Source organism: Pseudomonas sp. 3A(2025), from assembly GCF_054589175.1.
In genome coordinates this window covers 149,348-172,665 of record NZ_BAAILM010000113.1, presented here as the reverse complement: position 1 = coordinate 172,665, position 23,318 = coordinate 149,348, and the positions used below count along the sequence as shown (strand labels likewise).

Below are 23,318 nucleotides of genomic sequence, written 5' to 3'. Positions count from 1 at the left end.
ACAACTTGTCGCATGACGACAAGGCCGCGCAAAATGCAGTCCTTACAATCCCTTATCACTCGCTTGCCGGTTTCTGGCAGGCGTTTCTCTTCAGGAGACTCTGATGTCCGTTGAGCATGCTGCAGTGCAACGCGCCGATTTCGACCAGGTAATGGTCCCCAACTATGCGCCAGCCGGGTTCATTCCTGTGCGCGGTGCGGGCTCGCGGGTCTGGGATCAGGCCGGCCGCGAGCTGGTGGACTTTTCCGGCGGCATCGCGGTGAACGTACTGGGCCATTGCCATCCGGCGCTGGTCGGCGCGCTGACCGTGCAGGGCAATAGCCTCTGGCACGTCTCCAACGTGTTCACCAACGAGCCGGCCCTGCGCCTGGCGCACAAGCTGGTCGACGCGACCTTTGCCGAGCGGGTGTTCTTCTGCAACTCCGGCGCCGAGGCCAACGAGGCAGCCTTCAAGCTGGCGCGCCGTGTGGCGCACGACAATTTCGGTCCTGAAAAATACGAAATCATCGCCGCCCTCAACAGCTTCCACGGTCGTACCTTGTTCACCGTCAGTGTCGGTGGCCAGCCCAAGTATTCCGATGGTTTCGGTCCAAAGATCACCGGCATTTCCCATGTGCCGTATAACGACCTTGAAGCCCTGAAAGCCGCCATCAGTGACAAGACCTGCGCCGTGGTGCTGGAGCCGATTCAAGGTGAAGGTGGCGTGCTGCCGGCCGATCTGGCTTATCTGCAAGGCGCCCGTGAGCTGTGCGACCAGCACAACGCGCTGTTGATTTTCGACGAAGTGCAAAGCGGCATGGGCCGTAGCGGCAAGCTGTTTGCCTACCAGCACTACGGCGTGACCCCGGACGTTCTGTCGAGCGCCAAGAGCATCGGCGGCGGTTTCCCGCTGGCAGCGATGCTGACCACCGAAAAACTGGCCAAACACTTCGCTGTCGGCGTGCACGGCACCACCTATGGCGGCAACGCGCTGGCCTGTGCGGTGGGCGAGGCGGTGATCGACATCGTCAACACCCCGCAAGTGCTCGAAGGCGTGCTCGCCAAACAGCAACTGTTCAAGACGCGTCTGGAGCGCATCGGTGAGCAGTACGGTGTGTTCAGCGAAGTTCGCGGCCTGGGCCTGTTGATTGGTGCGGTGCTGTCGGATGCCTGGAAAGGCCGCGCCAAGGACATTTTTGCCGCTGCCGAAACCGAAGACCTGATGATCCTGCAAGCCGGTCCCGATGTGGTCCGTTTTGCACCGAGCCTGGTGATTCTCGACGCCGACATCGAAGAGGGCCTGGACCGCTTCGAACGCGCCGTTGCCAAGCTGGCCGGCTAAGCAGGCCTGCCTTATCCATCTGCCTGCCGGCACCGCCGGCAGGTCTACACGCCAAGGAGTGACACCATGCTGGTGATGCGCCCCGCGCAAATGGCTGACCTGGCCGAGGTTCAGCGCCTCGCCGCCGACAGCCCGATCGGTGTCACGTCCCTGCCTGACGATGTGGATCGGCTGGGCGACAAGATTGTTGCGTCCGAGTCGTCGTTTGCCGCCGAAGTCAGCTTCAACGGTGAAGAAACCTACTTTTTCGTTCTCGAAGACAGCGACACCGGCCGCCTTGTGGGCTGCTCGGGCATCGTCGCGTCGGCGGGCTATTCCGAGCCGTTCTACAGCTTTCGTAACGAGACGTTCGTACACGCCTCGCGTGAACTGAAGATTCACAACAAGACCCACGTACTGTCGCTGTGTCACGACCTGACCGGCAACAGCCTGCTGACCAGCTTTTATGTGATCCCTGAACTGGTCGGCAGCGCCTGGTCGGAGCTCAATTCGCGTGGCCGGCTGTTGTTCATCGCCAGCCATCCGGAGCGCTTCGCCGATTCGGTGGTCACCGAAATCGTCGGCTACAGCGACGAACACGGCGACTCGCCGTTCTGGGACTCGATCGGTCGGCATTTTTTTGACCTCAACTACGCGGATGCCGAGCGCCTGTGTGGGCTCAAGAGCCGGACCTTTCTGGCCGAGCTGATGCCGCATTACCCGATTTATGTGCCGCTGCTGTCCGATGACGCGCAAGAGGCCATGGGCCAGGTGCATCCACGTGCGCAGATCACCTTCGATATCCTGATGCGCGAAGGCTTCGAAACCGATCACTACATCGATATTTTCGACGGTGGGCCGACCCTGCATGCGCGCACCTCGGGGATTCGTTCGATTGCCCAGAGCCGCCTGGTACCGGTCAAGATCCAGGCCGGGCAGGGCAGCGAGCCCGGGCGTGGCGGGCGCTTGTACCTGGTCGCCAACGACCTGTTGCAGGATTACCGGGCCGTGCTGCTGGAGCTGGACTGGGCGCCGGGTCGCCCGGTGACCCTGAATACGCAGGCGGCCGAGGCGCTGGGTGTCGGCGAAGGCGCCAGTGTGCGTATCGTCGCGGTCTGACCGGCAGCGGTCGGTTGGTTTGTCGGGGCTCACAGAGCCCCTTGAGGAGAAAACATGATCGTTCGTCCTGTACGCAGCACTGACCTGCCCGCGCTGATTGACCTGGCGCGCAGCACCGGTGCGGGCCTGACGACCCTGCCGGCCAACGAACAGCGCCTGACGCATCGGGTGGGCTGGGCCGAAAAAAGCTTTCGCGGCGAGGCCGAGCGGGCCGACTCCGATTACCTGTTTGTGCTGGAAGACGATCAGGAGCGGGTCATCGGCATCAGCGCCATTGCCGGCGCTGTCGGCCTGCGCGAGCCCTGGTACAACTACCGGGTGGGGCTGACGGTCAATGCCTCTCAGGAGTTGAACATCTATCGCGAGATACCGACCCTGTTCCTGGCCAATGACCTGACCGGCAACTCGGAACTGTGCTCGCTGTTTTTGCACAGCGATTCTCGCACCGGGCTCAATGGTCGCCTGCTGTCCAAGGCGCGCATGCTGTTCATTGCCGAATTCCCGAACCTGTTCGGTCCCAAGATCATCGCCGAGATGCGTGGCATTTCCGATGGCCAGGGCCACTCGCCGTTCTGGGAAAGCCTGGGCCGGCACTTTTTCAAGATGGAATTCAGCCAGGCCGATTACCTGACTGGCGTCGGCAACAAGGCGTTCATTGCCGAGCTGATGCCCAAGTTTCCGCTGTACGCCTGCTTCCTGTCTGCCGAGGCCCGCGAGGTGATCGGCCGCGTGCATGCTGAAACCGAGCCGGCGCTGACCATGCTCAAGAGCGAAGGCTTCACTTATCAGGGCTATGTCGACATCTTCGATGCGGGCCCTGCCATCGAATGCGAAACCGGCAAGGTACGTGCGGTGCGTGACAGCCAGACGCTGGTACTGGCCATCGGCACGGCAGGCGAAGAAGCACCGCTGTTTCTGATTCATAACCGCAAGCGCGAAGACTGCCGTATTACCGTGGGCCGTGCGCGCTCGGTGGCCGGTACGCTGGTGGTCGACCCGGCGACTGCCCGGCGCCTGCGCATGAGCCCCGGCGACAACGTGCGTGCCGTGCCGCTGGCAGCGGGTGTGTGATGAGCAGCCTGTACATCGACGGCGCCTGGCAGGCCGGGCAGGGTGAGGCATTCGCTTCGCACAATCCGGTGAGCCAGCAAGTGATCTGGAGCGGTGAAGCCGCCAGCGCCGCTCAGGTTGATCAGGCGGTGCAGGCGGCGCGCCAGGCCTTTGCCGGCTGGGCGCTGCGGCCCTTGCAAGAACGCATCGATCTGCTCGAAGCGTTCGCCGCACGCCTCAAGGTGCGCGCCGATGAGCTGGCAGCCAGGATCGGTGCCGAAACCGGCAAGCCGCTCTGGGAGTCGGCCACCGAAGTGACCAGCATGGTCAACAAGATCGCCATCTCGGTGCAGAGCTACCGCGAGCGTACCGGCGAGAAGAGTGGCCCGCTGGGCGATGCCAGCGCCGTCTTGCGCCACAAGCCGCATGGCGTAGTGGCGGTGTTCGGTCCGTACAATTTTCCCGGCCATTTGCCCAACGGCCATATCGTGCCGGCGCTGCTGGCCGGTAATACCGTGGTGTTCAAGCCCAGTGAACTGACCCCCGGCGTGGCCGAACTGACCGTGCAATGCTGGGTCGAGGCCGGTTTGCCGGCGGGTGTGCTCAACCTGTTGCAGGGTGGGCGCGACACCGGTGTGGCGCTGGCCGCACACACGGGGCTCGACGGACTGTTTTTCACCGGTTCCAGCCGCACGGGCCATGCCCTGCATCAGCAATTTGGCGGGCGCCCGGAGAAAATTCTGGCGCTGGAGATGGGCGGCAATAATCCGTTGCTGGTCGATGAAGTGCAGGATGTCGACGCTGCCGTGTACGCGGTGATCCAGTCGGCATTCATTTCGGCTGGCCAGCGCTGCACCTGTGCCCGGCGTCTGCTGGTGCCCGAAGGTACTTGGGGCGATGGATTCTTGCAGCGCCTGGTCGCGGTCAGCAAGACCTTGCAGGTGGGGGCTTTCGACCGCCAGCCGGCGCCGTTCATGGGGGCGGTGATTTCCTTGCAGACCGCCGACAGCCTGTTGCAGGCCCAGCGTGATCTGCTGGCTGGCGGCGCCGTGGCGTTGCTGGAAATGACCCGTTTGCAGCCGGGCACCGCCTTGCTCGGCCCCGGGATTCTCGATGTCAGCCAGGTTGCACAGCGCCCTGACCAGGAGCTGTTCGGGCCGTTGCTGCAAGTGATCCGCTACCACGATTTTGCCGGCGCGATCGCCGAGGCCAACGCCACGCAATTTGGCCTGGCCGCCGGGCTGCTCTCGGACAGCGAAGAGCGCTACCGTGAGTTCTGGCTGCACAGCCGCGCTGGTATCGTCAATTGGAACAAACCGTTGACCGGTGCCGCCAGCACCGCGCCGTTTGGCGGTGTGGGCGCATCGGGTAACCACCGCGCCAGTGCGTATCATGCCGCCGATTACTGCGCCTGGCCGGTGGCATCGCTGGAGGCCCGGGACCTGACCCTGCCCGGCAGCCTGACGCCGGGCATTCGTCTGGACTGATCGTCCCGGCGTGCTGGCGGTATAAAAACTAGATCCATGGAGCCGTGCCTGATGAAAACCCGTGAAGTCAACTTTGACGGTCTGGTGGGTCCGACCCACAACTATGGGGGGTTGTCTTACGGCAACGTGGCCTCGCAGAACAACAGCCAGCTCAGCTCCAACCCGCGTGAAGCCGCCTTGCAGGGGCTGGCAAAAATGAAAGCCCTGATGGACCTGGGTTTTACCCAGGGGCTGATCGCGCCGCAGGAACGCCCGGATGTCGCCAGCCTGCGCCGCCTGGGCTTTACCGGCAGCGACGCGCAGGTGATCGAAAAGGCCGCGCGCCAGGACATGCCGTTGCTGGCCGCTACTTGTTCGGCGTCGAGCATGTGGGTGGCCAATGCCGCGACCGTCAGCCCGAGTGCCGACACCGCCGATGGCCGCGTGCATTTCACCGCGGCCAACCTCAATTGCAAATACCACCGCAGCATCGAGCACCCGACCACCAGCCGCTTGCTGGAGGCGATGTTTGCCGATGCCCGTTATTTCTCTCATCACCCGGCCTTGCCGGACGTGACTCAGTTCGGGGATGAGGGCGCGGCCAATCACACCCGGCTGTGTCGCGAATACGGCCAGCCCGGTGTCGAGTTCTTCGTTTTTGGCCGCAGTGCCTTCGACACTCGCTATGCCGCACCGCAAAAGTACCCGGCGCGTCAGACCCTTGAAGCCTCCAGAGCGGTGGCGCGCCTGCATGGGCTGAGCGATGAGCGCGTGGTGTTCGGCCAGCAGAATCCGACGGTCATCGATCAGGGTGTGTTTCACAACGACGTGATCGCGGTGGGCAACGGCCAGGTGCTGTTGCATCACGAGGACGCCTTTCTGCACAGCAAGGCGTTGCTGGACCAATTGCGCGGCAAGCTCGAACGCGTAGGCGGACAGTTGCAAGCCATTGCCGTGCCGCGCGCTGCTGTGAGTGTCGACGATGCGGTGCGCTCTTACCTGTTCAATAGCCAGTTGCTGAGCCATGACGACGGTTCGATGCTGCTGGTCGTGCCGCAGGAATGCCAGGCCAACCCACGGGTATGGAATTATCTGCAAGGCCTGCTGGCGTCTGGCGGGCCGATCAGCCAGGTCAAGGCCTTTGACCTCAAGCAGAGCATGCGCAACGGCGGTGGTCCTGCCTGTTTGCGTTTACGCGTGGTGCTGAGCGATCAGGAACTGGCGGCGGTCAACCCCGGCGTGATATTGAATGAGCCGTTGTATCAGCAACTGACCGGCTGGGTAGAGCGGCACTATCGTGACCGCATGCACGAGCATGACCTGGCCGACCCACAGTTGCTGCTTGAGTGCCGCACGGCATTGGATCAACTGACGCAAATCCTTACACTGGGGTCCGTTTATCCGTTTCAACGGACCTGATGACTACAGCGCCATTTTGCGCTGACTTTTACCTGCCTGGAGCACCCGAGTATGAGCGACACCCTGCAGTTGATTCTTGAAGATGCCGACGGCAAGCAAACCGAAATTTCGTCCACACGCCTGGCTGTGGTCTGGCAAGGCAAGGAAATCTGGATTCAGCAAGATGGCCGTGGCCAGTTGCTGATCGGTGTCGATGTCGAGGAGGACGATGCCGAGTACGCCAATCTGCTGCTACGTCCGTTGGCCACCAACCTGGTCAGCCTGCAGCTGGAGATGGAGCCGGCTGATCCTGAAGCGGATGACGGCCACGTCCACGGTCCGGACTGCAATCACTGAGGAACCGCCTATGCTCGCCCTCGGTAAATTGCTTGACCTGACTCTGGCGGGCCGCGAGCCCGCAGAAAAGACTCAACTGACCGTCGGCGGCGTACGCCTGCGCTGGCTGGACGAGGGCGCACTGGAGGTGCGGCCTCCCCAGGGCCGCGACAGTGGCCTGGACTTGCTGTTATCGGCCGGTATCCATGGCAATGAAACCGCGCCCATCGAGCTGCTGGATGAGCTGATCCGCGCCATCGCCCGGGGTGAACTCAAGCCTCGGGCACGGATTCTTTTTCTGTTCGGCAATCCCGAGGCGATGCGCCGCGGGGTGCGCTATGTCGAAGAGGACGTCAACCGACTGTTCAGCGGCAAGCATGAACAAAGCAGCGGCCCTGAAGCCCTGCGTGCCTGTTTGCTGGAGCGGCTGGCCGCCAGTTTTTTCAGCCTGCCTGAGCGCGAGCGGGTGCATTACGATTTGCATACCGCCCTTCGCGGCTCGAAGATCGAACAGTTTGCCTTGAGCCCCTGGAAAGACGGCCGTCAGCCTTCACAATTCGAGCTGGCACGTTTGCAGGCGGCCGGGATCAGCGCCGTGCTGTTGCAGAGCAAACCTTCGACCGTGTTCAGCGCCTACACCCGCAGTCAGCTCGATGCCCAGGCGTTTACCCTGGAGCTGGGCAAGTCCCGTCCGTTCGGTCATAACCAGCAGGTCAACCTGTCGGCCCTGCGTGAGCGCCTGACGCAGATGATCGAGGGCACGGAGCCGGCGAGCGAAGGCTCGCTGCAAGGGCTGCAATTGTTTCGCGTGGCACAGGAAGTCATCAAGTACAGCGAGAGCTTTCTTTTGCACCTGGCCGAGGATGTGGAGAATTTTTCGGTGTTGCAGAAGGACTATGTTCTGGCCCAGGACATCGGCGGCAAGCGCTGGGTGATCGAGCAGAAGGGCACGCGGGTGATTTTTCCCAACCCACGGGTAGCCAGTGGATTGCGCGCCGCGATTCTGATTGTGCCGGCAGAGGATGTGGTGCTGGAGGATTGAGGCGGATCTTTTCGCGGCTAAAGCGGATCGCCGCCCGGCCGCTCCTACGACGCATATCCCGTAGGAGCGGCTTTAGCCGCGAAGGTCGCGAAGGTCGCGAATGCTTAGCCCGCTGCTTTCTGTGGCGCAGCCAGATGATGCAACTGACGAACCTTGGCCAGGGTGTCGGCGCAGGTACGTGCTGCTTCTTCGCCTTTGTGCACGAAGTGATTGAAGAAGAACGTGTGGTGTTCTTCACCGGCGTGGAAGTGGTGCGGGGTCAATACCACCGAAAACACCGGTACCTGGGTCTCGAGCTGCACCTGCATCAGGCCGCTGATCACCGATTGGGCGACGAATTCGTGGCGGTAGATACCGCCGTCCACCACCAGGCCTGCGGCGACGATGCCGGCATAGCGACCGGTGTTGGCGAGCAGTTTGGCGTGCAGGGGGATTTCAAAGGCGCCACCGACTTCGAAGAAATCGATGTCGTTTTCGTTGTAGCCCTGGCGGATGATTTCGGCGAGAAAGCCCTTGCGGCTCTGATCGACAATGTCTTTGTGCCAGCTGGCCTGAATGAAAGCGATGCGCTCGTTAGCGTGGCTTTTGCTGTTGATAGCGGTAGGTTGCACGTGTTCTGACTCCTGTTTATCAATAAAACAGGGCGTTTGGATCGAAGGGGATGCGAGGTGGCGTATAGACGCATCGAAACCGGTTGAGGCGTTCGATGAGAAGCTGGATACCGTCGACATTCATCCCGTTCTCTCTTCATCCGGACTATGACCGTCGGCCCCGGAATCACACCGGGTCTGCTGACCTGCGAACCGAAAGGTTCGAAGCGCTCGCGGGCTAGACGCTGTGCGTCATTACCGCCGGTGGGGACTTGCACCCCGCCCTGAGAACGTTACCGAGCCCTGTTTGGGGCCGGCGCAGGATTTTTATCACAGTTCTGACAAACATGCTTGGACACTTTAGTCTGGTTTCCCTACCTTTTGCTTATAAGCCTCAGGGCCTGTTGCAAATATCCCCACGCGTCGTTCGTCAGTCAGTAACCGATAATCCAATGAATCGTATCTATCGTACAAACACACTGTACCGAGGACGCAACGCCTATATAATGCGGCCCTTTGCCGTCGTTACGTCTCGCGACGTTGTGTACGGGCCTGGCTGCAGTCTCCGTGGAAGAACCTAATGAAAAGCGCAGAAATCCGTGAAGCCTTCCTGAGCTTCTTCGAAGAGCAAGGCCACACCCGTGTCGCCTCCAGCTCCCTGATCCCGGGCAACGACCCGACCCTGCTGTTCACCAACGCAGGCATGAACCAGTTCAAGGACTGTTTTCTGGGCCAGGAAAAACGGGCCTATACCCGTGCCGTGACCAGCCAGAAGTGCGTGCGTGCCGGTGGCAAGCACAACGACCTGGAAAACGTCGGCTACACCGCCCGTCACCACACTTTTTTCGAAATGCTGGGCAACTTCAGCTTCGGTGACTATTTCAAGCGTGATGCGATCACGTTTGCCTGGACCTTCCTGACCTCGGAAAAATGGCTGAACCTGCCCAAGGAAAAACTCTGGGTCACGGTGTATGCCACCGACGATGAAGCCTACGACATCTGGACCAAAGAAGTCGGCGTGCCGGCCGAGCGCATGGTGCGCATTGGCGACAACAAGGGCGCGCCTTACGCCTCGGACAACTTCTGGACCATGGGCGATACCGGCCCGTGCGGCCCGTGCACCGAGATCTTCTTTGACCACGGCGCCGACATCTGGGGCGGCCCGCCCGGTTCGCCAGAAGAAGACGGCGACCGTTACATCGAGATCTGGAACAACGTGTTCATGCAGTTCAACCGCACCGCCGACGGCGTGTTGCACCCGTTGCCAGCGCCGTCGGTCGACACCGGCATGGGCCTGGAACGGGTCAGTGCGGTACTGCAGCATGTGCACTCCAACTATGAAATCGATCTGTTCCAGAACCTGCTGGCAGGTTCTGCGCAGGCCATCGGTTGCAGCAACGATGCCCAGGCGTCGCTCAAGGTCGTGGCCGACCACATCCGTTCGTGCGGCTTTTTGATCGCCGACGGCGTACTGCCGTCCAACGAAGGTCGCGGCTATGTGCTGCGCCGCATCATTCGTCGCGCCTGCCGTCACGGTAACAAGCTGGGTGCCAAGGGCAGCTTCTTCCACAAGATCGTCGCCGCCCTGGTTGCCGAGATGGGCGAAGCCTATCCGGAACTGGTGCAGCAGCAGGCGCACATCGAGCGCGTGCTGCAAGCCGAAGAAGAGCAGTTCGCCAAGACCCTGGATCAGGGCCTGAAGATTCTTGAGCAGGACCTGGCCGAGTTGCAGGGGTCGGTGGTGCCGGGCGCTGTGGTGTTCAAACTGTATGACACCTACGGCTTCCCGATGGACCTGACCGGCGACATCGCCCGTGAGCGCAACCTGACCCTCGACGAGGAAGGTTTCGAGCGTGAAATGCAGGCACAGCGTGAGCGTGCGCGTTCGGCCAGCGCTTTCGGCCTGGACTACAACAGCCTGGTCAAGGTCGATGTGGCCACCGAGTTCACCGGCTACACCGACACCAGTGGCACGGCCAAAGTCGTTGCCTTGTATAAGGACGGTCAGTCGATCGGCCAGTTGAACGAAGGCGAAGAGGGCGTTGTGATCCTCGACACCACGCCGTTCTACGCCGAGTCCGGCGGTCAGATCGGCGACAGCGGTTACCTTGAAGCCGGTGCGGTGCGTTTCGACGTGACAGACACCACCAAGACCGTTGGCGCGTTCCTGCACCATGGTGTGGTTGCCACTGGCAGCCTGGCGGTGGGTACCGAGGTGCAAACCCGGGTTGCCGCCGAAGTGCGCCAGGCCACTTCGCTGAACCACTCGGCGACCCACTTGCTGCACGCCGCCTTGCGCCAGGTACTGGGCGAGCACGTACAGCAGAAGGGGTCGCTGGTCGACAGTCAGCGTCTGCGTTTCGACTTCAGTCACTTCGAGGCCATCAAGCCCGAGCAACTGCGTGAGCTGGAAGACATCGTCAACGCCCAGGTGCGCAAGAACACCGAAGTGCTGACCGAAGTCACCGACATCGAGACCGCCAAAAACAAAGGCGCCATGGCCCTGTTCGGCGAGAAGTACGGCGACACCGTGCGTGTCCTGACCATGGGCGGTGATTTCTCCGTCGAGCTGTGCGGCGGTATTCACGCCAATCGCACCGGCGACATCGCCCTGTTCAAGATCACCAGCGAAGGCGGTGTGGCTTCCGGCGTACGTCGTATCGAAGCGGTGACCGGCAGTGCGGCCCTGAACTGGGTCAACTCGGCCGAAGATCAACTCAAGGAAGCCGCGAGCCTGATCAAGGGCAATCGCGACAACCTGCTGGACAAGCTGACGGCGGTGCTCGAGCGCAACCGTCAGCTGGAAAAACAACTGGAACAACTGCAGGCCAAGGCAGCCAGCGCCGCCGGCGACGATCTGTCGTCGAGTGCGCTGGACGTCAAGGGTGTCAAGGTCCTGACTGCGCGCCTGGATGGTCAGGATGGCAAGGCACTGCTGGCACTGGTCGATCAGTTGAAGAACAAGCTCGGCCGCGCAGTGATCCTGCTTGGCGGGGTTCAGGATGACAAGGTCGTACTGGTCGCAGGCGTGACCAAGGACCTGACTGGCCAACTCAAGGCCGGTGATCTGATGAAGCAAGCGGCTGCTGCCGTCGGTGGTAAAGGCGGTGGTCGTCCCGACATGGCCCAGGGTGGCGGTGTCGATGCGGCGGCGCTGGATGCGGCGTTGGCGTTGACCGTTCCGTTCGTGGAACAGGGTATCTGATCCGGCTTGACGGCCTGTCGGACAACCGGCAGGCCGGGCCTGGATTTGAATGTTAACGGGTGCCCTTTAAAGGGCTCTGAGGCGGCTTTGACATGGCTTTGATCGTACAGAAATTTGGCGGCACCTCCGTCGGCACTGTCGAGCGAATCGAACAGGTAGCCGAGAAAATCAAGAAATTCCGCGAGGCCGGTGACGATCTGGTGGTCGTGCTGTCGGCAATGAGCGGCGAAACCAACCGGCTGATCGAGCTGGCCCGGCAGATCACCGATCAGCCGGTCCCGCGTGAGCTGGACGTGATCGTGTCGACCGGTGAGCAGGTGACCATCGGCCTGCTGGCCATGGCCTTGATCAAGCGCGGTGTGCCGGCGGTGTCCTACACTGGTAATCAGGTACGGATCCTGACCGACAGCGCACACACCAAGGCGCGCATCCTCGACATCGACGACCAGAAGATCCGCGCTGACCTCAAGGCGGGGCGCGTGGTCGTGGTGGCAGGTTTCCAGGGCGTCGACGAAAGCGGCAATATCACGACGCTGGGCCGTGGTGGCTCGGACACCACCGGCGTAGCCCTGGCGGCGGCGCTGAAGGCTGACGAGTGCCAGATCTACACCGATGTCGACGGCGTCTACACCACCGACCCGCGGGTTGTGGCGCAGGCTCGCCGGCTGGAGAAGATCACTTTCGAAGAGATGCTGGAAATGGCCAGCCTCGGGTCCAAGGTGTTGCAGATCCGTTCGGTCGAGTTCGCCGGCAAATACAATGTCCCGCTGCGCGTACTGCACAGCTTCAAGGAGGGTCCGGGCACCCTCATTACCATTGATGAAGAGGAATCCATGGAACAGCCGATCATTTCCGGCATCGCTTTCAACCGCGATGAAGCCAAGCTGACGATCCGTGGCGTGCCAGACACCCCGGGCGTGGCCTTCAAGATTCTTGGGCCCGTCAGTGCCGCGAACGTCGAAGTCGACATGATCGTGCAAAATGTTGCGCACGATAACACCACCGACTTCACCTTCACCGTGCACCGCAACGACTACCAGGCGGCCTTGCAGATCCTGGAAAACACCGCGCGTGAAATCAGCGCCCGTGAAGTCTCCGGCGACACCAAGATCGCCAAGGTGTCGATCGTCGGTGTCGGCATGCGTTCGCACGCCGGCGTTGCCAGCCGTATGTTCGAAGCGCTGGCCAAGGAGAGCATCAATATCCAGATGATCTCCACCTCCGAAATCAAAGTGTCGGTGGTGATTGAAGAGAAGTACCTGGAACTGGCTGTGCGCGCCTTGCACACGGCTTTCGAACTGGACGCTCCCCGCCAGGGCGAGTGACCCGTAAATAGCAAAAGGCGCGGCATGACCGCGCCTTTTGCTTTCTGAGTGGCGCACAAAGACTTTTCTTTTCGGTGCGCTGGTCAATACTCAGGCTTGGCTCGTGGCTTTCTTGTCGCCGGCTGTTGCCTGGTGGTTGTGCAGACTTGTTGTTCCTGAATGTATTGCGTGAGGAGAAAAGTATGCTGATTCTGACTCGTCGGTGCGCAGAAAGCCTGATCATTGGTGATGGTGAGATCACGGTGACTGTGCTCGGCGTCAAAGGAAATCAGGTGCGTATTGGTGTCAATGCGCCCAAGGAAGTCGCGGTTCACCGCGAGGAAATCTACCTGCGAATCAAGAAAGAGAAGGACCAGGAACCAAGCCATTAATTTATTTGAAGATTTTGTTTGCAAAGCGGGATAAGCGTGGTTAATATACGCCCCGTGTTGCGGAGAGCTGGCCGAGTGGCCGAAGGCGCTCCCCTGCTAAGGGAGTACACCTCAAAAGGGTGTCGGGGGTTCGAATCCCCCGTTCTCCGCCATTATTTGTGTAGTGCGTTGAGTCTGGCTTTACTTGAAATCTTCTACTCGGGGTTGATGGAAAAAGCGCTTTACAAAAAGATTCGACGACCTAAAATGCGCAACACTGAATATGCACTCGTAGCTCAGCTGGATAGAGTACTCGGCTACGAACCGAGCGGTCACAGGTTCGAATCCTGTCGAGTGCACCATTTAAAGGTTGTTTGAACGATGTCTGGCCCACGGGCTGAAACCTCCGACAAGTAACTGGCTTCAACCAGAGATGGTCTGGTCTAAAAACATACTTGCACTCGTAGCTCAGCTGGATAGAGTACTCGGCTACGAACCGAGCGGTCACAGGTTCGAATCCTGTCGAGTGCACCAAACACCAGAAAGCCCATATCGAAAGATATGGGCTTTCTGCTTTTACGGGAATCCGTTTGTCTCAGGCGTTTTCCATTGTGTTATAAGTCATTGAATTTATTTTAAAAAATCGCTTTACAGAATAAATTCACGGCCTATAATGCGAACCAACAAATGCACTCGTAGCTCAGCTGGATAGAGTACTCGGCTACGAACCGAGCGGTCACAGGTTCGAATCCTGTCGAGTGCACCAAACATCAAAAAGCCCGTATCGAAAGATGCGGGCTTTTTGCTTTGTGGCGTCAGCGCTTTCCTTTGACGCAGCCATCCTCGTCGAAGGTGACCTGGTTGCTGCGCCCGTTCCTGGTTGCATAGTGATAGCGCGTTTCCCCATTGCGCTGAGTGACTTTGGTCGGCCGTCCCAGCAGGCTCTCTACGTCGCGCCGGGTCATGCCCGATGGCGTGCGCTGATTGATGATCGCAATGCGTCGCTGCTCGGCGCTGAGGCGGTTGCCGCATCCATCATCGCGCTGTCCGACTACCACCAGTTCCTTGATGGGGGTTCGCGTACGTCGATAGTCATGTTCTGGCAACAAGGCAGGCGTTACGCTGCCGGGCGGTGTGTTGTAGGCCTTCACCTGCTGGCTGAGCTGCTCGGTCGTGCAGCCCAGCGAGGTGAAGGTGATGGCGCCGCTGGCGTCCTCACAGCGCTGGACGGTGCTGGCCTGGCCGGCAAGGGGCAGGCAGAACAGGGTGCAGGTAATCAGGTTGCGGGTGGTGCGAATGGGCATCGATGAGTCCTCCATGACTGATCCGCCACAGCCTAATGCCGCTGATTTCTGCCGGCGAGCGTGTTTTCTTCGCAGGATGTGACGTCGTAGTAATACTGACTCGCACGATTGTTAGGTTTGTGTCGCAACCTTCTGTTCTTTCCCGAATTTTCCCGGATGCTAACCGGTCAAAGCGGTGTATCATTGCGCCCGTCAGCCCCGCCGGGGCTTATGGAATACCTCCATGGACTTACCCAGTAGTTACTTGACATCCGATTTTAACAATCAAGTTTCACCTGATTGATCTCCCGGCGTGCTCCGCTGCTGGGAGTGGAGTTCGCCTATGACCGAAAGAGAAGTAAAAAAGACGCAGGCAAGCCTGCAGGACCGTCTGGCGCAAGTCATCGACCTGCTTCATCGCCAGCGTCTCGTCGAAGACCTGACTCACCGTCAGGAAAGCCAGCACCAGGACCGTGTCGAAAACCTGGTGCACCGGCAAAATCTGGTCGAGCTGCAACGCAAGCTCGACGATCTGCACTCGGCCGACGTCGCCTATATCCTTGAAGCCTTGCCGCTGGAAGACCGTCTGACGGTCTGGCAACTGGTCAAGGCCGAGCGCGACGGCGACATTCTGCTTGAAGTATCCGATGCGGTTCGCGAAACCCTGATCGCCGACATGGACGATCACGAGTTGCTGGCGGCTGCCCGTGACATGGATGCCGACGAACTGGCCGACCTGGCCGCCGAGCTGCCGCGCGACGTAGTTCATGAGTTGATGGAAACGCTCGACGCGCAGCAGCGCGAGCGGGTGCGTTCGGCGCTGTCCTATGACGAGGAGCAGGTCGGTGCGCTGATGGACTTCCAGATGGTTACCATCCGCGAGGATGTCAGCCTGGAAGTGGTATTGCGCTATCTGCGTCGCCTCAAGGAGTTGCCAAGCCACACCGACAAGCTGTTCGTGGTCGATAGCGAAGGCGTGCTCAAGGGTGTGCTGCCGATCAAGCGCCTGCTGGTCAACGACCCGGATAAGCAAGTGGCCGACGTCATGGCCGACGACCCGGTCAGTTTTCATCCTGAAGGCGATGCCTATGAGGCCGCACAGGCCTTCGAGCGTTATGACCTGATCTCCTCGCCGGTAGTCGACAAGAACGGCAAGCTGATCGGCCGTCTGACCATCGACGAAATGGTCGACCTGATTCGTGAAGAGAGCGAAAGCGAAGTACGCAGCATGGCCGGTCTGCGCGAAGACGAAGACATCTTTGCCTCGGTCTGGCGTTCATTGCGTAACCGCTGGTCGTGGCTGGCCATCAACCTGATCACCGCTTTCCTGGCTTCGCGGGTGATTGGCCTGTTCGAAGGCTCCATCGAGAAGCTGGTGGCGTTGGCGGCGCTGATGCCGATCGTGGCCGGTATCGGCGGCAACTCCGGTAACCAGACCATCACCATGATCGTGCGCGCCATGGCGCTCGATCAAGTCAGTACCGGCAATACCGCGCGCCTGCTGCGCAAGGAGCTGGCAGTGGCGTTGGTCAACGGCCTGGTGTGGGGTGGCGTGATCGGTATAGTGGCCTACCTGCTGTATGACAGCTGGTCACTGGGGGTGGTGATGACCGCCGCCATGACGCTCAACCTGCTGCTGGCAGCCTTCATGGGGGTGACCATTCCCATGACGCTGGTGCGTTTCGGTCGGGATCCGGCGATGGGTGCCAGCGTAATGATCACTGCCATGACCGACAGTGGCGGGTTCTTTATCTTCCTGGGGCTGGCCACCGTTTTCCTGCTTTAGTTGCACTAAATCGCACGTAAAAAAAAACCGCCGTATGAGGCGGTTTTTTGTGGCCTAAAGAAACGTCCTACAACTAACAGGGCGTTTTACAGCCGTTAAAAAAGCCAGCGTAACGCTGGCTTGAGCATCCTGCGCACTACTTACGACTCTTCGTTCGCAAGTTCGGTGTCGTGTGCAATCAACGATACCAGTGCAGTCTGTTGGCGGTGGGACAGCTGGCGGAAGCGTTGCAGCAGTTCGCGTTCGTTCAGGGTCAGCTCAGGGCTATCAAGGCGCAGGCTTGGCTCGTCGCCAAAGGCACCTTCCTGAATCAGACTCTGCTCGAGGCGAGCGATGATTTCCGAGTTCATGCTGCGGTGATGATTCTTGGCCACCTCTTGCACGCGATTGCGCATGCCATCGGGTAAGCGGACGACGAACTTGTCAGCCGTGCGGCTGGAATAAGTAGCCTGTTTCATAGGGCTCATATATTTAACCGGTTAGTTCAGGGGAAGCGGTTCTGGCAAATGGCCGCAAGCTTGTCCTTTTATGACAGTCCTTTTGACCAAATGTTCAACCGCGCTATCGGGGGGTCAGCATCATGCCCCATTGCGTCGATTACTTGGCGTCAAATCTGTGACAAATATTGACTCAGATAAAGGCGTTTGGCCAGCACCGATTATCAGAATTGCGAACGGTTTTGCATAGCGCGAAGCTGTCGCCTTCCTGTCGATGCTCACGAACGTCTGACTGCTTTTTGCCATCATGGCTATCTGTACTCAGAGCGTAGATGGTTCTGGAGGCGAATACGAATCTGGTCCGACCAACGCACCGTGCCGGGCGAACGGTCTGATAAAGGAGGGGTACAGCGAGGGGAGGGCAGGCAACACTGCCGATGCCTGGTCAGTACAGCAGACCAGTACAGCCATCAGCATGAACAGGTTTATGGAACGCCAGGCAAGGCTGGAGGCTCAGACCTTTCAGCGCAGCACCGGGTCGAATTTGAAACGACGGCCGATGATGAGCGCACCAAAGAACAGGCTGGCAAATACACCTGCGGTGACTTTGGTCAGGATGTTGAGGCTAAGCGCCTGCTCCGGCAGCAGCAGGTCTACAGCGATGGCCATCAGAGTCAGGATCAGAAAGGACAGTGCGGATTTTGACATGGCAGCTCTCTCAAGTAGTTCTCATGCAGCAGAATTGTGCAGGACGCGTTCAGAACACCCAGCGCTGTGCCGCACTGCCTGTTGCCTGGGGCATCTGTTGCGCGTCATTGGTCAGCATAGCCGGGTTGGCGCCTTTGTCAGCCATGATCGCCAGTTGCGGCGCCTGGCGCAGGGTGTTGTGGGTATAAGCATGCGTACTCACCTGGGCGTCCTGACTGGCAGCGCCTTGAAAATGAAAAGTCACCAGTGCCACCAGAACTGCTGCATTCAACGCGGTGAGGATCATGTTCATTTTTGTGTGCCTGCGTCCGAGGGTGGAAAGGAGTCTGCTCGTTGAAAGTAATATTGCAGACTGCATGCCAATCTCTTGATGTAAAAAATAACTTATAAATCAATGAGTTAAGCTAATATTTCAAACGCCTTTCCTTGCGTTTTGCAATGATGGCCATTTGCAGGATTGCAAAATGCACGACAACAGCGTCGAACCAAATTCGCAAAGTTGTGTCGGCACAGTCTTACAGGGCTGATGGGTGTGTATTCCTTTGCAAGCCAGGCGGCTGCAAGCGGTACGGGGCACAGGTCACGAAGTTTTTGCTAAATCCTTGTTTTTGCGTAAAATGCGCAGCACCTGATGGCAAGCCGTCAGGTCACTCCAGTCGATGTTGAGTCCTCTTAGTTCAACGGATAGAACGAGCCCCTCCTAAGGGCTAGATGCAGGTTCGATTCCTGCAGGGGACACATTCCAGCTGTTCATACCCGCCTCTCGCTGCAGCAAAACCCTCCAGAAAGCCCGTCTTGCAAGGACTTCACCGTCTCTTGGCATCTTGCCATGCCTATACGCTGCGGTTGCGCGCAACGGTGATGCGGCGTATCGTCTGCCCGTCGCTGTCAATCCAGCGAACGGGACGCCAAACCCGAAACCTGTTAGGAGCACAAGCTCCCATATCCCCATGCGGAGTTTTTTCGTATGTGTTTATGGTGGTGCTGTGTGGGGCACATTCGTGTGCACCAGGTTCCTAACGTTCTGGTTTTGGCGACCTGCACAGCACTACCGCCCATCAGCGCCAAATGATGCCGGTAGTTCCTCAACGTTAGGAGCTATATCCATGCACGCCCTCAATCCGTTCAAAATCCGCGCACTTGCTCACCGCCATAGGGCCTTGAGCGGCCTGTGCGCACACTCATCCCCGTCCGGCCTTCCGGTCATCGACTCACCGCTCACGCCAGACAGCGGCGCGCTGGGCTACATCGCTCCGGCATAACCGGACCGCAGCCATGACACGAAGGGATCGCGCCAGCCCCCAAGGGCTGGCCGCGATGGTGAATAGCATTCCAGGCCCATAGGGCGGTTAACAATATGAACTATCAAAACGGTGCATTTGCACCGACGGGGTCGGCTTGCCTGAAAAAAGCCAACACGCTGTTTAGTGCTGGCGCTATCGGCCAAGGGAGCAACGTATGAAGCAGCCACCCAAGCCGCCCGTAACCCTCTATCACCTGCCGAACCTCTCGCCCCGCCCGGCGGACGCCAGCGACCATACCGGCAAGCGGCGCGGGACAATGACCGCCATTGCCTGGTGTCGCCCGTGCCCCTTGAGAAAAGGCACCGTGTGGCTCTGCCGCTGCGATTGCGGCCTGTACGAATACCGGCGTCCGGGCACCTGGCAGGCCAGGCCGCACCCGGACGACAGGTGCGACGTCTGTGTGCGCCTGCGCGCCGAGCGGCCAAACTCACTGCGCACTGCTCAAAAGCGCCGTCTGCAATGGGAACAAGACCTGCGCGACCTCGGCATCACCGATGAAGAAATCACCCAGCTTCAGGCACCCGGCATGAAAGTCGACACCAAGGGCAAGACCGCTGCTGAAATACGCGAGCAGATCGCCAAAGGGCCGGCATGACGAACGCCATTGCATCCGGCGCATTCGGTAATGCCGGCACCGAAACGAAAGTGGTTCATGGTTAATGGCTGTCTGATATCGTTGTGCGTGTCTGCGGGGCGCAGGCATTTCCCAATCAAGGGATCCTTCAGGAGACAACGCAATCATGAGGCGCATCGCTGCAACGCTGGTCGGGTTCATTTCGCTGGCGACAGTTCTGTCGACCTGGGCCGATGACAGTTATCAGGGAACGTTGAACGACAATGGCCGACCGTTTTCCGTCGCCCTGAGCATCAAGCCGTCCGTTCAGGAAGGTGATCTTGCGGGACGGATTCGCTTCAACGAGCCGTGGGTGTGTGGTCTTTCGCTGGTGTTCGTTGGTGCCGATGCCGCCAGAACCGCAAGCTATGTATTCAGGGGCGCGGCAGCCGGGCGTTGCACGACACTGGCGGCCGGCTCTTTGAAAGCCCGACCCGACGGTGAGGGCGTGGCGATTCAACTGTTCGACAGCGCAAATAAGCTGCGTTACAGCGGTAAGCTGGCCAAAGCGTCGTCATAACGACATTTGCCGCTTATAAAGACATGCTCACGCGCCTGCCGCCGCAGGCACGTGATCCTGAGCCAAAAGCTCGGCATAGCTCGATTACCCGCTGCCGGTTGCCCCGACAACCAGCCCCATACAAACGCCAGCGTTGTAAGCCCCGTCTCATCAACACCCACCGTGCCACGGACCAGCCGGCAAGCATCTCGCGCGCCGTCGTCAGGCAGTGGTACAGCAGTTCAATGGTCTCTGGGCCTGTCACGCGCCTGACTTATGGCTGTCTTCGCTGATCTTAAGTCATCTGGTCAGATCCGGCATAAATCCCCTGCGGCAAATTAACCATGACTGTTCGTCGCCTGCCTTGAACAGCGCCTCCACACCCTCGGTCGATTCCACGGGGGAGGCGCCCATCGCTTCCTCAGCCGTAAACCTCACGCAGTCAACCTTACTGGATGAAACCCGCGATGAGCAAAACAGCAAGCAGAAAGACCCTCGACGACCTGTTTATCCACGAGCTGTCCGATGTCTACAGCGCGGAAAAGCAGATCACCAAGGCCTTGCCGAAACTGGCCCGTGCGGCCACCAACCCCAAGCTGCAAGAAGCGTTCAAGGCGCATCTTGAAGAAACCCACGGCCAGATCGAGCGCATCGATCAACTGGTCGAGGCGTCGAACTTCAAGCTCAAGCGCATCAAATGCCTGGCCATGGAAGGCTTGATTGAAGAAAGCAGGGAGCTGCTTGAAGAGATAGAGCCCGGGCATGTGCTGGATGCCGGGCTGATCGGGGCGTGTCAGAAGATCGAGCACTACGAAATCGCCAGCTATGGGACGCTGATCGCCATGGCTGGCCAGTTGGGCATCAAGGACGCGGCCAAACTGCTCGGGCAGACGCTGAAGGAGGAAAAGTCCGCCGACGAGAAGCTGACGCTTCTGGCCGGGGAGAGCAGCGAGCAGGCGATCATTCTTGACGATGAGGCACGTGCCAAGTCGTAAGGACTCGCGTTGCCGTGAGCCTCAGCACTCCACCAGACTCACCGCCAGGCCGCCGCGCGAGGTTTCCTTGTATTTGTCATGCATGTCGGCACCGGTGTCGCGCATGGTGCGGATCGCCTGATCCAGCGAAATGAAGTGGTCGCCATCGCCGCGCAGTGCCATCTGCGCGGCGTTGATGGCCTTGACCGCGGCGATGGCATTGCGCTCGATGCACGGCACTTGCACCAAACCGCCCACCGGGTCGCAGGTCAGGCCCAGGTTGTGCTCCAGACCGATTTCAGCGGCGTTTTCGACCTGTTGCGGCGTGGCGCCAATAATCTCGGCGATGCCGGCCGCCGCCATCGCGCAGGCCGAGCCGACTTCACCCTGACAGCCCACCTCGGCACCGGAGATCGACGCGTTTTTCTTGCACAGAATGCCGACCGCCGCTGCACTCAGAAAAAAACGTACCACATCGTCTTCGTTGGCCGCCGGGTTGAATTTCATGAAGTAATGCAGCACCGCCGGTACGATACCGGCCGCGCCGTTAGTGGGCGCGGTGACCATGCGTCCGCCGGCGGCGTTTTCTTCGTTGACCGCCAGGGCGAACAGGTTGACCCACTCCATGGCGCTCATGGTCGAGCCGATGACATTGGGGTTGTCCAGGTTCAGCAGGCTCTGGTGCAAACGATAGGCGCGGCGCCGTACATTCAGTCCGCCGGGCAAGATACCTTGCTCTTGCAGACCCTTGTTGACGCACGCTTGCATCGCGCCCCAGATATCGAGCAGTTTGCTGCGTATTTCAGCTTCGCTGCGCCAGACCTTTTCGTTCTCCAGCATCAGCGTCGAAATGCTCATGTTGTGCGTCTTGCACAGCGCCAGCAGTTCTTTGCCGCTGGAAAAATCGTAAGGCAGTACGGTGTTGTCGCCGTCGAGTGTGCCGCTGGCCGCTTGCCGGGCGTCGATGACAAAACCGCCACCGATCGAATAGTAGGTCTGCTCGTACAACTCGCCGGTCGCGCCATAAGCGCACAAGGTCATGCCATTGGGGTGGAAGGGCAGGCTTTCGTCGAGCAGGCGCATGTCGCGTTGCCAGATGAACTCGATGTCGCGCTCGCCGCCGACCAGCAAGCGGTTATCGCGCAGCAGCGCCTCGATACGCAGCCCGACCGCAGCAGGGTCGACCTGATCGGGCCATTCGCCCATCAAACCCATGACCGTGGCGCGGTCGGTGGCGTGACCGATGCCGGTGGCCGACAAAGAGCCGTACAATCGCACCTCCATCCGTTCTACGCTGTCGAGCAGGTTTTGCTCACGCAGATCGGTGACAAACAGCGCTCCGGCTCGCATCGGACCCACGGTGTGCGAGCTGGAGGGCCCGATGCCGATTTTGAACATGTCGAAGACGCTGATAGCCATCTGGTGCACCCTTGGGATAAGTAGCCTGAGGCTTAATAGCCTCATGTGTAATGGGGCTTATCTTTGGGTGAGCGCGGTGAAACGACAAACGATGGTTCCTATGCAACGTATTAGCAGAACTCTTCAATGAGCCGAATTTTCAATGCCCAGATGCACGCCTGGTTGCAGGTGTTTGCCTGCGCGGCCCGGCATTTGTCGTTCACCCGCTGCGCCGATGAGCTGCACGTGACGCCGGGTGCGATCAGCCAACAGATGCGCCAGCTCGAAGAGCGCCTGGGCTTTTCCCTGTTTCACCGGGTCGGGCGCGGGCTAGAGCTGACTGCCGAAGGTCAGCGTCTGGCGCTGGTGGCCAACGAGGTGCAGAGCCGCATCAGCGATGAATTGCGGCTTTTATATTCCGGACGGATTGGCGGGGTGTTCAAGCTGCGCTCGATTCCGTCGTTTCTACATAAATGGCTGATGCCGCGCTTGCCGCGTTTGCAGCAGGCGTTTCCCGATATCCAGTTGCGGATTATTGCCGAGGACAGCAGCGGCTCGTTGCGCGACGACGATTTCGACCTGGCCATTGACCTCAATGACGGCAGTTATCCTGGCCTGCTGACCACGCCGTTACTGGAAGAAGAGCTGTTTCCGGTCTGTTCGCCGGCCCTGCTCGAAGGCCGCCCACCGCTGGACGGGCCTGAGCAACTGGTGCATTACCCGCTGTTGCACGACATTACCGCCTGGCGTGGCAGCTATGAATATGCCGAGTGGGAGTTTTACCTGACCGCCATCGGCGCGACGGGCGTGGATGTGCGGCGCGGGCACACCTTCAACCGCAACCACCTGACCATCGAGGCGGCGCGCATGAGTATGGGCGTGGCGATTGCGCGCAAGACCCTGATCACCGACGAACTGGTGCAGGGCTCGCTGATCGTACCGTTTGGCCAGCCGATCAAGGCGCGCAAGAAGTATGTGCTGGTGTACCGTGAAGGCGCCCTTAATACCCCAGCCCGCCGCGCGGTGCACGACTGGCTGGTGAATGAAGCCGGGCACAACGGCATACAAATCTCGTAGGAGCTCGTAGGACCGACCGGGCGGCGAACCGCTTCAGTCGGGAACCGCAGCGCCACCG

Annotated in this window: 21 protein-coding genes, 5 tRNA genes, 1 pseudogene and 1 riboswitch; of the genes and pseudogenes, 20 read left to right on the top strand and 7 right to left on the bottom strand. The window is 59.9% G+C overall.

Annotated features, from left to right (window positions below):
- Positions 1–103 precede the first annotated feature (103 nt).
- The 7 genes from ACYP2A_RS27375 to astE all read left to right on the top strand — a co-directional run bounded on the left by ACYP2A_RS27375 (position 104) and on the right by astE (position 7,711).
- The gene (locus ACYP2A_RS27375; RefSeq protein ID WP_459749053.1) at positions 104–1,321 is read left to right on the top strand and encodes an aspartate aminotransferase family protein; all 1,218 of its coding nucleotides are present in this window, start codon (positions 104–106) and stop codon (positions 1,319–1,321) included.
- 66 nt (positions 1,322–1,387) lie between these two features.
- Complete coding sequence (gene aruF / locus ACYP2A_RS27370) at positions 1,388–2,419, top strand: arginine/ornithine succinyltransferase subunit alpha (protein ID WP_459749052.1); 1,032 nt, start codon at positions 1,388–1,390, stop codon at positions 2,417–2,419.
- A gap of 54 nt (positions 2,420–2,473) precedes the next feature.
- Complete coding sequence (gene astA, locus ACYP2A_RS27365) at positions 2,474–3,490, top strand: arginine N-succinyltransferase (protein WP_459749051.1); 1,017 nt, start codon at positions 2,474–2,476, stop codon at positions 3,488–3,490.
- Positions 3,487–4,956: a succinylglutamate-semialdehyde dehydrogenase gene (astD, locus tag ACYP2A_RS27360; protein WP_459749050.1), complete on the top strand. Its 1,470-nt coding sequence runs from the start codon at positions 3,487–3,489 to the stop codon at positions 4,954–4,956. Before astA ends, astD begins: the two co-directional genes overlap by 4 nt.
- A 51-nt stretch (positions 4,957–5,007) precedes the next feature.
- Positions 5,008–6,354: an N-succinylarginine dihydrolase gene (gene astB, locus ACYP2A_RS27355; RefSeq protein ID WP_459749049.1), complete on the top strand. Its 1,347-nt coding sequence runs from the start codon at positions 5,008–5,010 to the stop codon at positions 6,352–6,354.
- Between the two features lie 51 nt (positions 6,355–6,405).
- Positions 6,406–6,690 (top strand): topoisomerase II, encoded by a 285-nt coding sequence (locus tag ACYP2A_RS27350; protein WP_459749048.1) that lies wholly within the window; start codon positions 6,406–6,408, stop codon positions 6,688–6,690.
- Positions 6,691–6,700: 10 nt separating this feature from the next.
- Positions 6,701–7,711 (top strand): succinylglutamate desuccinylase, encoded by a 1,011-nt coding sequence (gene astE, locus ACYP2A_RS27345; protein WP_459749047.1) that lies wholly within the window; start codon positions 6,701–6,703, stop codon positions 7,709–7,711.
- 104 nt (positions 7,712–7,815) lie between these two features.
- On the opposite strand, the gene ACYP2A_RS27340 is transcribed toward astE, so the two are convergent.
- A complete protein-coding gene (locus tag ACYP2A_RS27340; protein WP_459749046.1) occupies positions 7,816–8,322 on the bottom strand; it encodes a 6,7-dimethyl-8-ribityllumazine synthase in 507 nt (168 codons plus the stop codon).
- Between the two features lie 123 nt (positions 8,323–8,445).
- Positions 8,446–8,597, bottom strand: a riboswitch (FMN riboswitch).
- 284 nt (positions 8,598–8,881) lie between these two features.
- Here ACYP2A_RS27340 and alaS point away from each other — a divergent pair.
- From alaS to ACYP2A_RS27305, 7 genes are all read left to right on the top strand, one after another.
- Positions 8,882–11,506, top strand: coding sequence for an alanine--tRNA ligase (gene alaS / locus ACYP2A_RS27335; protein ID WP_459749045.1), 2,625 nt, complete (start codon positions 8,882–8,884; stop codon positions 11,504–11,506).
- 92 nt (positions 11,507–11,598) lie between these two features.
- Positions 11,599–12,831 carry an aspartate kinase gene (locus tag ACYP2A_RS27330; RefSeq protein ID WP_459749044.1) on the top strand — a complete coding sequence of 411 codons (1,233 nt, stop codon included), beginning with the start codon at positions 11,599–11,601 and terminating at the stop codon, positions 12,829–12,831.
- Positions 12,832–13,013: 182 nt separating this feature from the next.
- Positions 13,014–13,202 (top strand): carbon storage regulator CsrA, encoded by a 189-nt coding sequence (gene csrA, locus ACYP2A_RS27325; protein WP_020290522.1) that lies wholly within the window; start codon positions 13,014–13,016, stop codon positions 13,200–13,202.
- 61 nt (positions 13,203–13,263) lie between these two features.
- Positions 13,264–13,354, top strand: a tRNA-Ser gene (locus tag ACYP2A_RS27320).
- Between the two features lie 112 nt (positions 13,355–13,466).
- Positions 13,467–13,543, top strand: a tRNA-Arg gene (locus ACYP2A_RS27315).
- A gap of 95 nt (positions 13,544–13,638) precedes the next feature.
- A tRNA-Arg gene (locus tag ACYP2A_RS27310) sits at positions 13,639–13,715 on the top strand.
- Positions 13,716–13,870: 155 nt separating this feature from the next.
- Positions 13,871–13,947 (top strand) — tRNA-Arg (locus tag ACYP2A_RS27305).
- Between the two features lie 49 nt (positions 13,948–13,996).
- Here ACYP2A_RS27305 and bamE read toward each other — a convergent pair.
- Positions 13,997–14,479: an outer membrane protein assembly factor BamE domain-containing protein gene (bamE, locus tag ACYP2A_RS27300; RefSeq protein ID WP_459749824.1), complete on the bottom strand. Its 483-nt coding sequence runs from the start codon at positions 14,477–14,479 to the stop codon at positions 13,997–13,999.
- Between the two features lie 328 nt (positions 14,480–14,807).
- On the opposite strand from bamE, the gene mgtE reads away from it, so the two are divergent.
- Positions 14,808–16,250 carry a magnesium transporter gene (mgtE, locus tag ACYP2A_RS27295; protein ID WP_459749043.1) on the top strand — a complete coding sequence of 481 codons (1,443 nt, stop codon included), beginning with the start codon at positions 14,808–14,810 and terminating at the stop codon, positions 16,248–16,250.
- A gap of 140 nt (positions 16,251–16,390) precedes the next feature.
- On the opposite strand, the gene ACYP2A_RS27290 is transcribed toward mgtE, so the two are convergent.
- From ACYP2A_RS27290 to ACYP2A_RS27280, 3 genes are all read right to left on the bottom strand, one after another.
- Positions 16,391–16,717 carry an Arc family DNA-binding protein gene (locus tag ACYP2A_RS27290; RefSeq protein WP_459749042.1) on the bottom strand — a complete coding sequence of 109 codons (327 nt, stop codon included), beginning with the start codon at positions 16,715–16,717 and terminating at the stop codon, positions 16,391–16,393.
- 492 nt (positions 16,718–17,209) lie between these two features.
- Positions 17,210–17,395 carry a PA3371 family protein gene (locus ACYP2A_RS27285; RefSeq protein ID WP_459749041.1) on the bottom strand — a complete coding sequence of 62 codons (186 nt, stop codon included), beginning with the start codon at positions 17,393–17,395 and terminating at the stop codon, positions 17,210–17,212.
- Positions 17,396–17,444: 49 nt separating this feature from the next.
- The gene (locus ACYP2A_RS27280; protein ID WP_459749040.1) at positions 17,445–17,687 is read right to left on the bottom strand and encodes a hypothetical protein; all 243 of its coding nucleotides are present in this window, start codon (positions 17,685–17,687) and stop codon (positions 17,445–17,447) included.
- A 374-nt stretch (positions 17,688–18,061) separates the two neighbouring features.
- Here ACYP2A_RS27280 and ACYP2A_RS27275 point away from each other — a divergent pair.
- From ACYP2A_RS27275 to ACYP2A_RS27265, 3 genes are all read left to right on the top strand, one after another.
- Positions 18,062–18,133 (top strand) — tRNA-Arg (locus ACYP2A_RS27275).
- 720 nt (positions 18,134–18,853) lie between these two features.
- Complete coding sequence (locus ACYP2A_RS27270) at positions 18,854–19,294, top strand: hypothetical protein (RefSeq protein ID WP_459749039.1); 441 nt, start codon at positions 18,854–18,856, stop codon at positions 19,292–19,294.
- Between the two features lie 145 nt (positions 19,295–19,439).
- Positions 19,440–19,832: a hypothetical protein gene (locus tag ACYP2A_RS27265; RefSeq protein WP_459749038.1), complete on the top strand. Its 393-nt coding sequence runs from the start codon at positions 19,440–19,442 to the stop codon at positions 19,830–19,832.
- A 27-nt stretch (positions 19,833–19,859) separates the two neighbouring features.
- On the opposite strand, the pseudogene ACYP2A_RS27260 reads toward ACYP2A_RS27265, so the two are convergent.
- Positions 19,860–20,085, bottom strand: a pseudogene (locus ACYP2A_RS27260) (hypothetical protein); the annotation flags it as partial.
- 193 nt (positions 20,086–20,278) lie between these two features.
- Here ACYP2A_RS27260 and ACYP2A_RS27255 point away from each other — a divergent pair.
- Positions 20,279–20,806, top strand: coding sequence for a YciE/YciF ferroxidase family protein (locus tag ACYP2A_RS27255; protein WP_459749037.1), 528 nt, complete (start codon positions 20,279–20,281; stop codon positions 20,804–20,806).
- 21 nt (positions 20,807–20,827) lie between these two features.
- Here ACYP2A_RS27255 and ACYP2A_RS27250 read toward each other — a convergent pair whose 3' ends face one another.
- Positions 20,828–22,204, bottom strand: coding sequence for an L-serine ammonia-lyase (locus tag ACYP2A_RS27250; protein WP_459749036.1), 1,377 nt, complete (start codon positions 22,202–22,204; stop codon positions 20,828–20,830).
- Positions 22,205–22,330: 126 nt separating this feature from the next.
- Between ACYP2A_RS27250 and ACYP2A_RS27245 the strand changes: the two genes are divergently transcribed.
- Positions 22,331–23,260, top strand: a complete 930-nt coding sequence (locus tag ACYP2A_RS27245) for a LysR substrate-binding domain-containing protein (RefSeq protein ID WP_459749035.1) — start codon at positions 22,331–22,333, stop codon at positions 23,258–23,260.
- Positions 23,261–23,318: the final 58 nt, after the last annotated feature.

Bases quoted from the DNA above. Each gene is read 5' to 3' on its own strand.
- ACYP2A_RS27375 (WP_459749053.1), top strand. From the start codon at position 104: ATGTCCGTTGAGCATGCTGCAGTGCAACGCGCCGATTTCGACCAGGTA.
- aruF (WP_459749052.1), top strand. From the start codon at position 1,388: ATGCTGGTGATGCGCCCCGCGCAAATGGCTGACCTGGCCGAGGTTCAG.
- astA (WP_459749051.1), top strand. From the start codon at position 2,474: ATGATCGTTCGTCCTGTACGCAGCACTGACCTGCCCGCGCTGATTGAC.
- astB (WP_459749049.1), top strand. From the start codon at position 5,008: ATGAAAACCCGTGAAGTCAACTTTGACGGTCTGGTGGGTCCGACCCAC.
- ACYP2A_RS27350 (WP_459749048.1), top strand. From the start codon at position 6,406: ATGAGCGACACCCTGCAGTTGATTCTTGAAGATGCCGACGGCAAGCAA.
- astE (WP_459749047.1), top strand. From the start codon at position 6,701: ATGCTCGCCCTCGGTAAATTGCTTGACCTGACTCTGGCGGGCCGCGAG.
- alaS (WP_459749045.1), top strand. From the start codon at position 8,882: ATGAAAAGCGCAGAAATCCGTGAAGCCTTCCTGAGCTTCTTCGAAGAG.
- ACYP2A_RS27330 (WP_459749044.1), top strand. From the start codon at position 11,599: ATGGCTTTGATCGTACAGAAATTTGGCGGCACCTCCGTCGGCACTGTC.
- csrA (WP_020290522.1), top strand. From the start codon at position 13,014: ATGCTGATTCTGACTCGTCGGTGCGCAGAAAGCCTGATCATTGGTGAT.
- mgtE (WP_459749043.1), top strand. From the start codon at position 14,808: ATGACCGAAAGAGAAGTAAAAAAGACGCAGGCAAGCCTGCAGGACCGT.
- ACYP2A_RS27290 (WP_459749042.1), bottom strand. From the start codon at position 16,717: ATGAGCCCTATGAAACAGGCTACTTATTCCAGCCGCACGGCTGACAAG.
- ACYP2A_RS27285 (WP_459749041.1), bottom strand. From the start codon at position 17,395: ATGTCAAAATCCGCACTGTCCTTTCTGATCCTGACTCTGATGGCCATC.
- ACYP2A_RS27280 (WP_459749040.1), bottom strand. From the start codon at position 17,687: ATGAACATGATCCTCACCGCGTTGAATGCAGCAGTTCTGGTGGCACTG.
- ACYP2A_RS27270 (WP_459749039.1), top strand. From the start codon at position 18,854: ATGAAGCAGCCACCCAAGCCGCCCGTAACCCTCTATCACCTGCCGAAC.
- ACYP2A_RS27265 (WP_459749038.1), top strand. From the start codon at position 19,440: ATGAGGCGCATCGCTGCAACGCTGGTCGGGTTCATTTCGCTGGCGACA.
- ACYP2A_RS27255 (WP_459749037.1), top strand. From the start codon at position 20,279: ATGAGCAAAACAGCAAGCAGAAAGACCCTCGACGACCTGTTTATCCAC.
- ACYP2A_RS27250 (WP_459749036.1), bottom strand. From the start codon at position 22,204: ATGGCTATCAGCGTCTTCGACATGTTCAAAATCGGCATCGGGCCCTCC.
- ACYP2A_RS27245 (WP_459749035.1), top strand. From the start codon at position 22,331: ATGAGCCGAATTTTCAATGCCCAGATGCACGCCTGGTTGCAGGTGTTT.